The following is a 12795-nucleotide window of genomic DNA, read 5'->3' as shown; positions in this document are numbered from 1 at the left end:
GCCAGCCAGGCGGCGTTCAATGGGCCAAAAAAACGCCCGATTGCGGGCTGCTCGGCGTTATCTCCCTAAAGAGACCGATGTCTCTTTAGGGAGACTCGGCAATGCCCAAGGTCGCCATTTTCTTGTAGAGAGTGGAGCGACCCAGGCCAAGCTGACTGGCCGCCAGCACAACGCTGCCCGCGCACTGGCGCAGGGTGGTTTCGATCAGGTGCCGGTCGAAACGCCGGCGCGCCTCGGTGAAGGTTTCCTGTTGCACAGGACTGGCGACACTTGCAGCGGTCGTCTTCAACGGTATCAGCGTTCCGATGGCCGCCTGAATGTCCGCAGCGGTCAGCAAGGACTCGTCACTCAGTAGCGCGGCACGCTCCAGTACATTGCGCAACTCACGGATATTGCCAGGCCAGGCATGCCGGGCGAGAACCCCCAGCGCTTCGCTTTCCAGCTCATGATGGCTGCGTAGCTCCTCCAGAATCGCCTCACTGAGCGCCGGGAGGTCTTCCAGGCGATCGCGCAGAGGCGGCACTTTGATCGGCAGTACGCTCAGGCGGTAGTAAAGGTCGGCGCGAAATTCACCGCACTGGATGGCAGCTTCAAGGTCAGTGGACGTTGCCGCGATCAGGCGAACGTCGCTCTGAAAGACTTCGTTGGAGCCCACCGGCTCGTATTCCTTTTCCTGCAGTACGCGCAGCAGTTTGCTTTGCAGGGCCAGCGGCATGTCTCCGATCTCGTCGAGAAACAGCGTGCCGCCCTGAGCGATTTTCAGTTTTCCGGGGCGTCCCTTGCGGTCGGCACCGGTGAAAGCACCGGGCGCGGTGCCGAAGAACTCTGCCTCCAGCAGGTTTTCCGGGATCGCAGCGCTGTTGATGCTCACGAATGGCTTGCCGGCTCGGGGCGACGCGTTGTGAATGGCGTGAGCGAGCAGCTCCTTGCCAGTGCCGGTTTCGCCCAGCAGCAATACCGTTGACTGAGTATTGGCGCCACGTCTGGCGCGGCGCTTGACCTCCAGCGACGCCTCGCTGGTGCCGATGAAGTGCGCGAAGCTGTATTTGGCCTGACGGGCCTTGAGCAGCGAGCGTGTGGTGGCCAGTTCCTGTTGCATGCTCAGGTAGCGGGTGAGCAGGGGAGACAGCGTCTGCAACTGGTCGAACAGCGCAAACCCGATGGCACCGATCAGTCCTCCCACGTCATCGTGGATGGGCAGGCGCATGACCACCAGCGGGTCCTTGGCGGTGTCCATCATATCCAGCAGGATGGGCTGTCCGTCGCTCGCCACCTGACGCAGCAGGCTGCCCGGTATCACGTTTTCGCACGGCTGCCCGATGGCCAGCGTCGGGTCCTGCAACCCGAAACGCCGTGCATACCGCTCGTTGATCCAGACGATGCGTGCGTCCTTGTCGACGATGACTGTCCCTTCGCTGGATTGCTCGATGATTTCGAACAGCGAGCGGATAGCCAGGCGCCGGATGCTTTGATAGTCGTTGAGATTATTGTCGTTCATGGGGGGTGTTCCGTCAGAAGCGGGCGCCTGGCCGCACAGACTGCCCTTTTTTCACATGATCAGATAAAACCCGGGTGCGCTGCCGCCAGCAGTTCCCGGGTGTAGGGCTGCTGTGGCGAATCGAATACCGCATGGCTGGGGCCTCGCTCGACCACCTTGCCATCCTTGACCACGATTACATCATGGGCCAAGGCCTTGACCACCGCCAGATCGTGGCTGATGAACAGGTAGGTTAGCCCGTGTTTCTCCTGCAGTTCGCGCAGCAGGGCAACGACCTGCTTTTGCACGGTGCGATCCAGCGCCGAGGTGGGTTCGTCGAGCAGAATCAGCGCGGGTTTGAGCACCAGCGCCCTTGCGATGGCGATGCGCTGCCGCTGGCCGCCGGAGAACTCGTGCGGATAGCGATGACGGCTCTGCGGATCGATACCGACTTCCTCCAGTGCGCGGATCACCTCGACATCACACTGAACCGCATCCAGACCGCTGTGCACGTCGAGCCCTTCGGCAATGATCTGCGCCACCGACATGCGCGGGCTGAGGCTGCCGTAGGGATCCTGAAACACGACCTGCATCTCTTTGCGCCAGGGCCGCATCTGTTTCTGGGTCAGGCCGTCCAGCGCGATGCCCCGAAAGCGGATGCTGCCACGCGAATCCAGCAGCCGCAGGATGGCCTGGCCCAGCGTCGACTTTCCGGAACCCGATTCGCCGACGATACCCAGTGTCTTGCCTCGTTCGATGCTCAGACTGATGTCATCGACTGCTTTGAGGTATTCCTTGTGCCGCCTCAGAATGCCGCCGGTCAACGAGAACCAGACTTTCAGGTTGTCGACTTCCAGTACCTTCTCCCGCGCATCACGTGGCAAGGGTTCACCCGCGGGCTCGGCATCCAGCAGTAAACGGCTGTAGGGGTGCTGCGGCGCCTTGAACAGCGATTGGCAATCGGCCTGTTCGACGATTTCGCCAGCGCGCATCACGCAGACCCGCTGCGCGACGCTGTGCACCAGATTCAGGTCGTGACTGATCAGCAACAGCGACATGCCCAGGCGTTGCTGCAACGCCTTGAGCAGCAGCAGGATCTTGCGCTGTACGGTCACGTCCAGCGCCGTGGTCGGCTCGTCGGCAATCAACAGTTCCGGCTCGCAGGCCAGTGCCATTGCAATCATGACCCGCTGACGCTGACCGCCGGACAACTCATGCGGGTAGGCCTTCAGGCGTTTGTGCGGTTGCTGGATGCCCACCAGTTCGAGGAGTTCGACAATCCGTTTCTGCGCCTCACGACCACCCATGCCCCGGTGCAGCAGCAGGGTTTCACCGATCTGTTTGGCAACGGTGTGCAGCGGGTTCAGCGACGTCATGGGCTCCTGAAAGATCATGGCAATACGGTTGCCGCGCAGCTCACGCAGGGTTTGATCATTCGCGCCGACCAGTTGCTGGCCACGATAGGTAATGCTGCCTGTCGTCACGGTGCCGCTTTTGGGCAGCAGTTGCAGAATCGAGTGCGCGGTGACCGACTTGCCCGATCCGGACTCGCCGACCAGCGCCAGGCACTCGCCCGGCCGCACGTCCAGACTCAGGTTGCTGACCACTGTCTGCCCGCTGAAAGCAACGCTCAGGTCGCGGATTTCGATCAGGTTTTCTTGCATGTCAGGACCTCGGGTCGAAGGCATCGCGCAACGCCTCGCCAATGAACACCAGCAACGTGAGGATCAGGGCGAGGGCGAAGAATGCTGTCAGTCCCAGCCAGGGCGCCTGCAGGTTCTGCTTGCCCTGAGCGATCAGCTCGCCCAGTGACGCACTGCCTGCGGGCATGCCGAAGCCAAGGAAATCCAGTGCTGTCAGGGTCGAAATAGCGCCCGTGAGAATGAACGGCAGATAGCTGAGCGTGGCGTTCATGGCGTTGGGCAGGATGTGGCGCAAAATCACCGTCCGGTCGCTCAGCCCCAGGGCGCGTGCGGCTTTGACGTATTCCAGATTTCGGCCACGCAGAAACTCGGCACGCACCACGTCCACCAGCGTCAGCCAGGAAAACAACGCCATGATGCCCAGCAACCACCAGAAGTCCGGCTCGACAAAGCCTGAGAGGATAATCAGCAGGTACAACACCGGCAGGCCCGACCAGACTTCCAGCAGCCGCTGGCCAAGCAAATCCACCCAGCCGCCGTAATACCCCTGAAGCGCGCCTGCGGTGATGCCGATCAAGGCGCTGATGAAGGTCAGTGCCAGTGCAAACAGAATCGACACGCGAGCGCCGAAGATGACACGAGCCAGTACATCGCGGGCCTGATCGTCAGTGCCCAGCCAGTTGGTCGCGGACGGCGGGCTGGGCGCGGGGATGGTCAATTCGTAGTTGGGCGTGTCGTCGCTGAACGGGATGGGTGGAAACAGCATCCAGCCATCCCCCTTGTCGATCAACCGGCGCACATAGTCGCTGCGGTAGTCCGGCTGGAACGGCAGCTCGCCTCCGAACTGCTGCTCGGTGTAACGCTTGAGCACCGGGAAATACAACGAGTGCTGGTAGCTGACCACCAGCGGCTTGTCATTGGCGATCAGCTCGCCGCCCAGCGTGAGGGCGAAGAGGGCACAGAACAGCCAGAGCGACCACCAGCCGCGGCGATTGCCACGAAAACGCTCCAGGCGGCGACGGGCAAGCGGAGAAAGACTGCGCATCATGCCGTCCTCGCGTTGAAGTCAATTCTGGGATCGACCAGGGTGTAGCAGACATCCCCCACCAGTTTGATCAGCAGCCCGAACAGCGTGAATATGAACAGCGAGCCGAACACCACCGGATAGTCCCGGGAAACGGCGGCTTCGTAACTCATGCGGCCCAGACCGTCGAGCGAGAAAATTACTTCGATCAGCAGCGATCCTGCAAAGAACACGCTGATAAATGCCTGCGGAATGCCAGACACCACGAGTAGCATCGCATTGCGAAACACATGGCCATAAAGCACACGCCGTTCGCTCATGCCCTTCGCTCGGGCGGTAATCACGTATTGGCGGGTGATCTCGTTGAGAAACGAGTGTTTGGTCAGCAAGGTCAGCGAGGCGAAACCGCCGATGACCAGCGCCGATACCGGCAGTACCAGATGCCAAAAGTAATCGGCGATCTTGCCCGGCGTCGATAGCTGATCGAAGTCATCCGAGACCAGCCCTCGCACCGGGAACCAGCTCAGGGAGGTTCCGCCACAGAACACCACGATCAACAGCATGGCGAACAGAAACGCGGGCGTCGCGTAACCGATGATGATCGCTGTGCTGCTCCAGATGTCGAACTGGCTGCCGTGTTTGACGGCCTTGCGAATGCCCAATGGGATCGATACCAGGTAGGTCAGAAGCGTCGCCCAGAGTCCCAGGGAAATGGACACCGGCATCTTCTGCAGAATCAGATCGGTGACCGTCGCGCCGCGAAAGAAGCTGTTGCCGAAGTCCAGTTGCGCGTAGTTCTTGAGCATCAGCCACAGCCGTTCATGCAGTGGCTTGTCGAAACCGTATTGATGCTCTATTTCCTTGATCAGCTTCGGGTCCAGTCCTCGAGACGCTCTGGATTGCCCGGCACCAGTCGACTCGGAGGCGCTGGCACCGGCCGTGGTGCCGCCAATGCCCTGCAGTCGTGCGATGGCTTGTTCCACCGGGCCGCCGGGTGCCGCCTGCACGATGAAGAAGTTGACCAGCAGAATGCACAACAAGGTCGGGATGATCAGCAGCAGACGCCGCAGAATGTAGCCGAGCATCTACTTCATCTCCGAAACAAGGGCTGATGCGCCGCGCTTGGCGGTGAATTGCTCGTTGGTCAGCGGCGTGGGGCTGACCTCCCACCAGGTTTCGATGGCTTCGTTGTTGCTGGCCTGAACTTTCGGAATGCCGAAGCGGTTCCACCACACGGTCGAGGACCCCGGCGGGTAATAGTTGGGAATCCAGTAATAATTCCACTGCAGCACGCGATCCAGGCAGTGCGCATAGTCGGTCATTGTCTGCTTGTTGTCGGCCTTGAGCAGACCGGCGATCAGCGTATCCACGGCCGGATCCTGCAGCGTCATGTAATTGCTCGAGCCCGGATCCATCGCCACTTTCGAGCCAAAGCTGTTGTACAGCTCCGAGCCCGGCGAGGTGGAAACCGGGTAGCCGGTGACGATCATGTCGTAGTCGCGGGCCATGACCCGGTTCAGGTACTGCGCCGCGTCTATCCGGCGAATGTCGAAATGAATGCCGATCTGCGCAAGATTGCGCTTGTAGGGCAGCAGCATGCGTTCAAAACCGGTCTGGCCGTTGAGGAACGTGAAGCGGAAAGGCTGGCCTTCGGCGTTGACCAGTTCATCGCCTTTTGGCGTCCAGCCAGCTTCTTTCATCAATGCCAGGGCTTGCAGTTGCTTGTCGCGGATAAAGCCCGTGCCATCGGTCTTGGGCGTCTTGTAGACGGTGTCGAACACCTGGTCCGGCACCTTGCCACGCAACGGTTCGAGAATCTTCAGCTCTGCCGTCGTCGGCAGTTCGGTGGCGGCAAGATCGGAATTGGAAAAGTAACTGTCCTGACGGATATACATGTTGCGCATCATCTGTCGGTTGGTCCATTCGAAATCCCAGAGCAGCGACAGTGCCTGACGTACGCGTCGGTCCTGAAACATCCGCCGGCTCAGGTTGAACACGAAACCCTGAGAACTTTGCACAGCGCCCTTGGCCAGATGCGCCTTCTGCAATCTTCCGTCGTTCAACTGCGGACTATCGTAGCGAATCGAATAGCCGGTCGCGGAGAATTCCCGGTTGTAATCGTAGGCGCCGCCCTTGAGCACCTGGCGTGCGACGTCGATATCGCCGAAGTACTCGATGCTGAACGTGTCGAAGTTATAGAGACCGCGGCTGACCGGCAGGTCCTTGCCCCACCATGCCGGATCACGCTCGAACGTGATGGTGCGACCCGGATCGACATGCGCGATCTTGTATGGGCCGCTGCCCGGCGGCACTTCAAAGCCTGCGCCACTGGCGAAGTCGCGGGTCTTCCACCAGTGTTCCGGAAAAACCGGCAGCGAGGCCAGATCCAGGGGCAGGGTACGGTTGTCGGAGTGTTTGAAGTCGAACCGTATCTGTGTCGGCGACTCGACCTCCAGGCCTTTGACCGCCTCGAACTGGGTCCGGTACTGCATGCTGCCCTGGGTCATCAGCAGCTCGTAGGTGTATTTCACATCGTTGGCGGTGATTGCTGTCCCGTCGGCAAAACGTGCCTTGGGGTTCAGGTAGAAGCGCAGGGACAGCCCGTCCGCGCTGCGTTCCATCTTCTCGGCCACCAGCCCGTAGACGGTGTAGGGCTCGTCCATCGAGCGCACCGCCAGCGGCGAGTACAGCATGCCGTTGATCTGCGAAACGCCCATGCCCTTGTCGGTGAAGGGCATCAGGTGATCGAACTGACCAATCTCGATGGCGGAGCGGCGCATGCTGCCACCTTTCGGCGCATCAGGGTTCACGTAATCGAAATGCTGGAAATTGGCGGGGTAGCGAGGGGGCTCACCATAAACGGTCAGGGCGTGTTGCGGAGCGGCGAACAGCGGAAAGGAGGCCAGGGCCAGTGTTGCGGCGATCAGTGAAGAAAAAACAAAACGCATTACTCGAATCCCGATTGACCGTAGAAGCGCCCGGCGTCGCATTGCAGACAGCGGTATCTTCTACAGATAAATCCCTGATTCGCCAAGCCACCTGCGAAAACGGCCCATCCGAAGATGAACCGTTTGGTAACGCGTGCAAAACCGTGCGACAGGATCAGTCCTGACGGCTGGTCACTTCCAGCAGGTGGTAGCCGAACTGGGTCTTGACCGGACCCTGAACGGTATTCACCGGAGCGCTGAACACAACGGTGTCGAATTCCTTGACCATCTGGCCTGGACCGAACGAACCCAGTTCACCGCCCTGGCGGCTGGACGGGCAGGTGGAGTTGGCTTTGGCGATTTCAGCGAAATCAGCGCCGCCTTCGATCTGTGCCTTGAGTTCGTTGCACTTCTCTTCGCTCGAAACAAGGATGTGGCGCGCAGTGGCTTTAGCCATGGGGAAAAATCTCCTGTGAAAAAAAAGAAACAGCCTACCGGAATCAGTTCGGTATTTCCTGACAAAGTTCCTTTGTGTTGCTCTTATCTGTAGCGCAACCGATCAACCGCGCGGCGTAGCAACTGCTCGGTGCCCGTCCAGCCCAGACAGCCGTCGGTCACCGACACACCGTATTCAAGTGCGTTGCTCAAGGGCTGGCAGCCGTCGAACAAGTGGCTTTCGATCATCATGCCGATCAGTGAGTTGTTGCCTTGCAGACGCTGCTGGAGAACATTGTCGAAGACCTGCGGCTGACGTAGCGGGTCCTTGCCACTGTTGGCATGGCTGCAGTCGACCATGATGCGCGCTGCAATCCGGTTCTTTGCCAGACTGGCCTGTACCTTGGCAATGCTCTCGCTGTCGTGGTTCGGTCCGCTGTGTCCGCCGCGCAGCACGATATGCGTGTCCGCGTTGCCTTGGGTCTCGATGATTGCCGGATGGCCGTGGCTGTCCATGCCGAAGTGGCGATGAGGGTGGGCCGCCGAGCGGATCGCGTCGCTGGCGACTGCGACACCACCGTCCGTACCGTTCTTGAAGCCGACCGCCATGGGCAGGCCGCTGGCCATTTCCCGATGAATCTGCGATTCGGTCGTGCGGGCGCCGATAGCGACCCAACTCAGCAGGTCGTCGAAGTAGCCTGCGGCCATGGGCTGCAGGATTTCAGTCGCAACGGGCAGGCCCATGTGCAGCATCTCGCGCATCAGGTCCCGTGACAGCTTCAGACCCACCGCCATGTCGTCGCTGCCGTCCAGGCGAGGATCATAGGCCAGGCCTTTCCAGCCGACCGTCGTGCGGGGCTTTTCGACGTAGGCACGCATGACCAGCAGCATCTGGTCGCTGACTTCAGAGGCGAGACCCGCCAGGCGTTCTGCGTATTCGAGTGCGGACTGCGGATCGTGGAGGGAGCAGGGACCGACGATGACGAGCAGGCGTGAGTCTTCACCCTGGAGGATGGCTCTGACGGCGCGACGGTGGGCGGCGACCTGATCGGTCAGGGCGGTATTCAGCGGCAGGCTGCTCTTGAGCTCAAGGGCACTGGGCAGGCGTGTCGAGGCGGAGATGCTGTGGGGCAGCGTGATCGAGTGGCTGGACAGGTCGAACGGTTTTACGGCAACGGACGAATTCATGTTTTGACTTCCTGGGCCGGCGGGTCGTATTCCCGCTCAGAGCCCTACTGGGGTGTTCGACAAAGGGCCAGTTCGGCCGTGTGTGTGCAATTGCCACCTGGCAGTGACCGATCGGAGGCGGCAGGCTGTCCCGAACGGAGGTTGCTAAATCGCCAGGCGAAGTCGATGTCGTTGCGGTAATAGGTGGCGTAGTTCATGTCGTGTTCCTCGATTCGATTCAATGTGGTGTTTTTTGAGGGGCCAAAAAAACAAAACCCCCGGTCGGGTAGCCGACCGGGGGTAGAGAATTCTCTGGTTGGCGTCCCCTTGAAGTGGGCGCCGGATGGGTATCAGGCGCGCCAGTGGCTAAACCAATACCCGTAATACGCGTTGAGCTGGAGAACCGTCATGGCAGGAGCAATCCGCACAGTCATGGCATCAGCCGAGCGGCAGGCGCTGGCGTGTGCGACGAACTGTAATGAAGTGGATTGCAGCATGGTGTGTCTCCGTTGAATGAGCTGAAGCTTACTTCAGGCATGCACGCTCATTCAATTGGAAAATTCGATCGGGGGGATTGTCGATCAGTCGTTGCAAGGCTGCCGACAAAATGGGCTGTGGACAAAAACTGTCGGAAAAGGCTCTTTCGTCAGTCCGTTCGTGCCGCCGGGCAGTAAAGATTCCTGTCCTATACTCTTCGGAGGAATTCACATCAATCCGCCACGGTTTCTGATTTTTCATCCCCGGAAGGGATGCTGCCGACCTTCATCCCCAGCAGAACCGCCACTTTATGGGCTTCGCCGCGTTTTCCCTTCTTGCGTCCTGCCAGCACTTGGTAGGTCGTCGCAGGATCAATGCTGTTCTCCCGAGCGAATTCTTGAACAGATTTACCCTGTTGTTCGAGCCAGGCCTTGGCTTGTGCAGCAGTACGTATTCCGGGCATAGTTCAAAACCATTCAAATCAGTTTAATTTTAGCTGGATTTTACCATTCGTAAGGATGGGGTCAACAGGGTTGTGTATTCAAATGAGTGGAATTGGGTACCGATTAAGAAAAGAAAGAGAACGTCTGGGCCTGTCTCAGCGTGCCTTTGGTGAAATCGGTGGTGTGGAAGCGAACGCTCAAGGGAAGTATGAAAGTGGCGATCGTGCCCCTAAGGCCGATTACCTGGCTGCAGTGGCTGCCAAGGGTGTCGATGTACTCTACGTGCTCACTGGAACGCCTACGCCGATTCCGGTCGATAACCTAAGTGTTGCCGAAGAAAAAGTGCTGGGCAGTTATCGTGTGCTCGACAAGGAGGACCAGGACGCTATCAGGCGACTGACCACCACCATGGCGGAGCTGTCGGCTTCTTACGTAACGACCGACAAGCCGACCGACAGTTGAGGGGCGCCAGCCCTGCGCAGGTCTGTCGAGCTCCGCAGGTGCCGTTGTCTTCGCATGCTGTGCCTGAGCCGGTTCGGCCCAGGCACAGCGCTTACCGCCGACACGGTCAATCGTCGGCATTATGCCGCGCTCGACCCTGCCTCTGAGCGGTTCGAGCGAAAACGGCAACATCCCCTAGGTCTGCCTCGCCGTTTTTGTTATGGTGAATAGCATTCATTATGTCCGTTGCGCGAGGTGTCTGCTTGATTAGGGTGCTAGTTGTAGATGACCATGATCTTGTTCGGACAGGCATCACACGGATGCTCGCCGATATAGATGGCCTGCAGGTGGTAGGTCAGGCCGATTCCGGTGAGGAGTCCTTGAAAAAGGCGCGAGAACTCAAGCCCGATGTGGTGCTGATGGACGTCAAGATGCCGGGTATCGGTGGTCTTGAAGCCACGCGCAAGCTATTGCGCAGTCATCCGGATATCAAGGTCGTGGCCGTGACGGTCTGTGAGGAGGATCCTTTTCCCACGCGACTGCTACAGGCCGGAGCGGCGGGTTACATGACCAAAGGCGCAGGCCTTGCGGAAATGGTTCAGGCCATCCGTCTCGTCTTTGCCGGTCAGCGTTACATCAGCCCGCAGATTGCTCAACAATTGGCGCTCAAGTCGTTCCAGCCACAGGTCAACAATTCACCGTTCGACCTGCTGTCCGAGCGCGAAATCCAGATAGCATTGATGATCGTCGGTTGTCAGAAGGTGCAGACCATCTCGGATAAGCTGTGCCTTTCGCCGAAAACCGTGAATACTTACCGCTACCGAATCTTTGAAAAGCTCTCCATCAGCAGTGATGTCGAATTGGCGTTGCTGGCAGTACGTCACGGCATGGTGGACGCCAGCGCCTGAAAATGACCCAGACTTTTGATCCAAGTGCCTTTCTCGCGACCTGCAGTGGTCGTCCCGGCGTCTATCGCATGTTCGATGCCGAAGCGAAGCTTTTGTATGTGGGCAAAGCCAAGAACCTGAAGAAGCGCCTCGCCAGTTATTTCCGCAAGACCGGACACGCACCGAAGACCGGCGCACTGGTGGCGCGCATCGCTCAGATTGAAACCACCATCACCGGCAACGAGACCGAAGCACTGTTGCTGGAGCAGACGCTGATCAAGGAGTGGCGGCCTCCCTACAACATCCTCCTGCGTGATGATAAATCCTATCCGTATGTGTTTTTGTCGGACGGCAAGTTTCCGCGTCTGAGCATCCATCGTGGCGCGAAGAAAGCCAAAGGCCGGTATTTCGGGCCTTATCCGAGTGCGGGTGCCATCAGGGAAAGTCTGAGTCTGCTGCAGAAGACCTTCCAGGTACGTCAGTGCGAAGACAGCTATTTCAAGAACCGTAACCGGCCTTGTCTGCAGTATCAGATCAAGCGTTGCAAAGGGCCGTGCGTCGATCTGGTCGAGCCTGAGGTGTACGCAGAAGATGTGCGTCACTCGGTCATGTTTCTCGAGGGGCGCAGCAATGCCCTGAGCGATGAGCTGAATACTGCAATGGAAAAAGCTGCCATGGCGCTGGATTTCGAGCGCGCGGCAGAGTTGCGCGATCAGGTCGCCTTGCTGCGCCGCGTGCAGGATCAGCAGAGCATGGAAGGCGGCACCGGCGATGTCGACGTGGTCGCGGCATTCGTCAACCCGGGCGGTGCCTGCGTGCATCTGATCTCGGTGCGCGGCGGTCGCGTGCTGGGCAGCAAGAATTTCTTTCCTCAGGTGGGTATCGAGGAGGAGGTTGGCGAAGTCATGTCGGCATTTCTGGCTCAGTATTTCCTGGGTGGCGTTGATCGTGAACTGCCCAGTGAAGTCATCGTCAACGTCGTCAATGAAGACTTCCCGGCCCTGATCGACGCAATTGAAGAGTCGCGCGGTCGCGAGATGACCATCAGCCATCGGGTGCGCGGTACCCGTGCACGCTGGCAGCAACTGGCCGTGACCAACGCCGAACAGGCCCTGTCGGCGCGTCTTGCCAATCGCCAGCATGTGGCATCGCGCTTCGATGCGCTGGCCAAGGTGCTGAACCTCGACGAGCCGCCGGTACGGCTCGAGTGCTACGACATCAGTCACTCCAGTGGTGAGGCGACAGTCGCCTCCTGCGTCGTGTTCGGTCCGGAAGGCCCGATCAAGGCGGACTACCGTCGTTTCAACATCGAAGGCGTGACGGCGGGCGATGACTACGCCGCCATGCACCAGGCCTTGACCCGGCGCTACAGCCGTATCAAGGACGGGGAGGGCAAATTGCCTGACGTTCTGTTGGTCGACGGTGGCAAGGGGCAAATGGCGATGGCGCGTGATGTGCTCAACGAGCTGGCCATACCGGACCTTATCCTGCTCGGGGTCGCCAAGGGCACGACGCGAAAGGCCGGGTTCGAAACCCTGTACCTGAACGATGCCGCTCATGAGTTCACCCTGCCAGGCGACTCGCCGGCGCTGCACCTCATCCAGCAGATTCGTGACGAGGCGCACCGTTTTGCAATTACCGGACACCGCGCCCGACGCGGCAAGACCCGCCGTACTTCCACGCTTGAAGGCGTGGCGGGAGTAGGGCCGACACGCCGTCGTGACCTGCTGAAACACTTCGGCGGCCTTCAGGAATTGTCTCGTGCGAGCATCGATGAAATAGCAAAAGCACCGGGAATCAGTAAAAAGCTGGCAGAGTCGATTTATGCAAACCTGCACAGCGAGTAGAATGCCCGCTCACCTCGTAGCCAGTTG

General features: G+C 59.5%; 12 protein-coding genes. 3 read left to right on the top strand and 9 right to left on the bottom strand.

Annotation, left to right across the window (positions count from 1 at the left end):
- Positions 1-85: 85 nt before the first annotated feature.
- The 9 genes from JTJ32_RS07270 to JTJ32_RS07230 form a co-directional block, all read right to left on the bottom strand.
- On the bottom strand, positions 86-1498 hold the full coding sequence (locus tag JTJ32_RS07270; RefSeq protein ID WP_210041592.1) for a sigma-54 interaction domain-containing protein: 1413 nt from the start codon (positions 1496-1498) through the stop codon (positions 86-88).
- A 59-nt stretch (positions 1499-1557) separates the two neighbouring features.
- Positions 1558-3141 carry an ABC transporter ATP-binding protein gene (locus JTJ32_RS07265; protein WP_184322623.1) on the bottom strand — a complete coding sequence of 528 codons (1584 nt, stop codon included), beginning with the start codon at positions 3139-3141 and terminating at the stop codon, positions 1558-1560.
- 1 nt (position 3142) lies between these two features.
- Positions 3143-4165: an ABC transporter permease gene (locus JTJ32_RS07260; RefSeq protein ID WP_099227719.1), complete on the bottom strand. Its 1023-nt coding sequence runs from the start codon at positions 4163-4165 to the stop codon at positions 3143-3145.
- The gene (locus JTJ32_RS07255; protein WP_210041590.1) at positions 4165-5229 is read right to left on the bottom strand and encodes a microcin C ABC transporter permease YejB; all 1065 of its coding nucleotides are present in this window, start codon (positions 5227-5229) and stop codon (positions 4165-4167) included. Before JTJ32_RS07255 ends, JTJ32_RS07260 begins: the two co-directional genes overlap by 1 nt.
- Positions 5230-7092 (bottom strand): extracellular solute-binding protein, encoded by a 1863-nt coding sequence (locus tag JTJ32_RS07250; RefSeq protein WP_210041588.1) that lies wholly within the window; start codon positions 7090-7092, stop codon positions 5230-5232.
- A gap of 154 nt (positions 7093-7246) precedes the next feature.
- Complete coding sequence (locus JTJ32_RS07245) at positions 7247-7528, bottom strand: peptidylprolyl isomerase (protein ID WP_058432735.1); 282 nt, start codon at positions 7526-7528, stop codon at positions 7247-7249.
- 83 nt (positions 7529-7611) lie between these two features.
- Positions 7612-8694, bottom strand: coding sequence for a 3-deoxy-7-phosphoheptulonate synthase (locus JTJ32_RS07240; RefSeq protein ID WP_210041586.1), 1083 nt, complete (start codon positions 8692-8694; stop codon positions 7612-7614).
- 329 nt (positions 8695-9023) lie between these two features.
- On the bottom strand, positions 9024-9170 hold the full coding sequence (locus tag JTJ32_RS07235; RefSeq protein ID WP_210041585.1) for a hypothetical protein: 147 nt from the start codon (positions 9168-9170) through the stop codon (positions 9024-9026).
- Between the two features lie 212 nt (positions 9171-9382).
- A complete protein-coding gene (locus JTJ32_RS07230) occupies positions 9383-9613 on the bottom strand; it encodes a DNA-binding protein (protein ID WP_099227715.1) in 231 nt (76 codons plus the stop codon).
- 82 nt (positions 9614-9695) lie between these two features.
- On the opposite strand from JTJ32_RS07230, the gene JTJ32_RS07225 reads away from it, so the two are divergent.
- From JTJ32_RS07225 to uvrC, 3 genes are all read left to right on the top strand, one after another.
- Positions 9696-10055 carry a helix-turn-helix domain-containing protein gene (locus JTJ32_RS07225; RefSeq protein WP_099227714.1) on the top strand — a complete coding sequence of 120 codons (360 nt, stop codon included), beginning with the start codon at positions 9696-9698 and terminating at the stop codon, positions 10053-10055.
- A gap of 242 nt (positions 10056-10297) precedes the next feature.
- Positions 10298-10942, top strand: coding sequence for a response regulator transcription factor GacA (gene gacA, locus JTJ32_RS07220; protein WP_025992955.1), 645 nt, complete (start codon positions 10298-10300; stop codon positions 10940-10942).
- A gap of 2 nt (positions 10943-10944) precedes the next feature.
- A complete protein-coding gene (uvrC, locus tag JTJ32_RS07215) occupies positions 10945-12768 on the top strand; it encodes an excinuclease ABC subunit UvrC (protein ID WP_099227713.1) in 1824 nt (607 codons plus the stop codon).
- Positions 12769-12795: the final 27 nt, after the last annotated feature.

This window comes from Pseudomonas alliivorans, assembly GCF_017826695.1.
GTDB classification, from domain to species: domain Bacteria; phylum Pseudomonadota; class Gammaproteobacteria; order Pseudomonadales; family Pseudomonadaceae; genus Aquipseudomonas; species Aquipseudomonas alliivorans.
This window is presented reverse-complemented; position numbering and strand designations above follow the sequence as displayed.

What these genes read in the sequence shown, in the direction of transcription:
- JTJ32_RS07255 (WP_210041590.1), bottom strand. Translation starts at nt 5,229, where the DNA reads ATGCTCGGCTACATTCTGCGGCGTCTGCTGCTGATCATCCCGACCTTG.
- uvrC (WP_099227713.1), top strand. Translation starts at nt 10,945, where the DNA reads ATGACCCAGACTTTTGATCCAAGTGCCTTTCTCGCGACCTGCAGTGGT.
- JTJ32_RS07265 (WP_184322623.1), bottom strand. Translation starts at nt 3,141, where the DNA reads ATGCAAGAAAACCTGATCGAAATCCGCGACCTGAGCGTTGCTTTCAGC.
- JTJ32_RS07225 (WP_099227714.1), top strand. Translation starts at nt 9,696, where the DNA reads ATGAGTGGAATTGGGTACCGATTAAGAAAAGAAAGAGAACGTCTGGGC.
- JTJ32_RS07250 (WP_210041588.1), bottom strand. Translation starts at nt 7,092, where the DNA reads ATGCGTTTTGTTTTTTCTTCACTGATCGCCGCAACACTGGCCCTGGCC.
- JTJ32_RS07260 (WP_099227719.1), bottom strand. Translation starts at nt 4,165, where the DNA reads ATGCGCAGTCTTTCTCCGCTTGCCCGTCGCCGCCTGGAGCGTTTTCGT.
- JTJ32_RS07235 (WP_210041585.1), bottom strand. Translation starts at nt 9,170, where the DNA reads ATGCTGCAATCCACTTCATTACAGTTCGTCGCACACGCCAGCGCCTGC.
- JTJ32_RS07240 (WP_210041586.1), bottom strand. Translation starts at nt 8,694, where the DNA reads ATGAATTCGTCCGTTGCCGTAAAACCGTTCGACCTGTCCAGCCACTCG.
- JTJ32_RS07245 (WP_058432735.1), bottom strand. Translation starts at nt 7,528, where the DNA reads ATGGCTAAAGCCACTGCGCGCCACATCCTTGTTTCGAGCGAAGAGAAG.
- JTJ32_RS07270 (WP_210041592.1), bottom strand. Translation starts at nt 1,498, where the DNA reads ATGAACGACAATAATCTCAACGACTATCAAAGCATCCGGCGCCTGGCT.
- JTJ32_RS07230 (WP_099227715.1), bottom strand. Translation starts at nt 9,613, where the DNA reads ATGCCCGGAATACGTACTGCTGCACAAGCCAAGGCCTGGCTCGAACAA.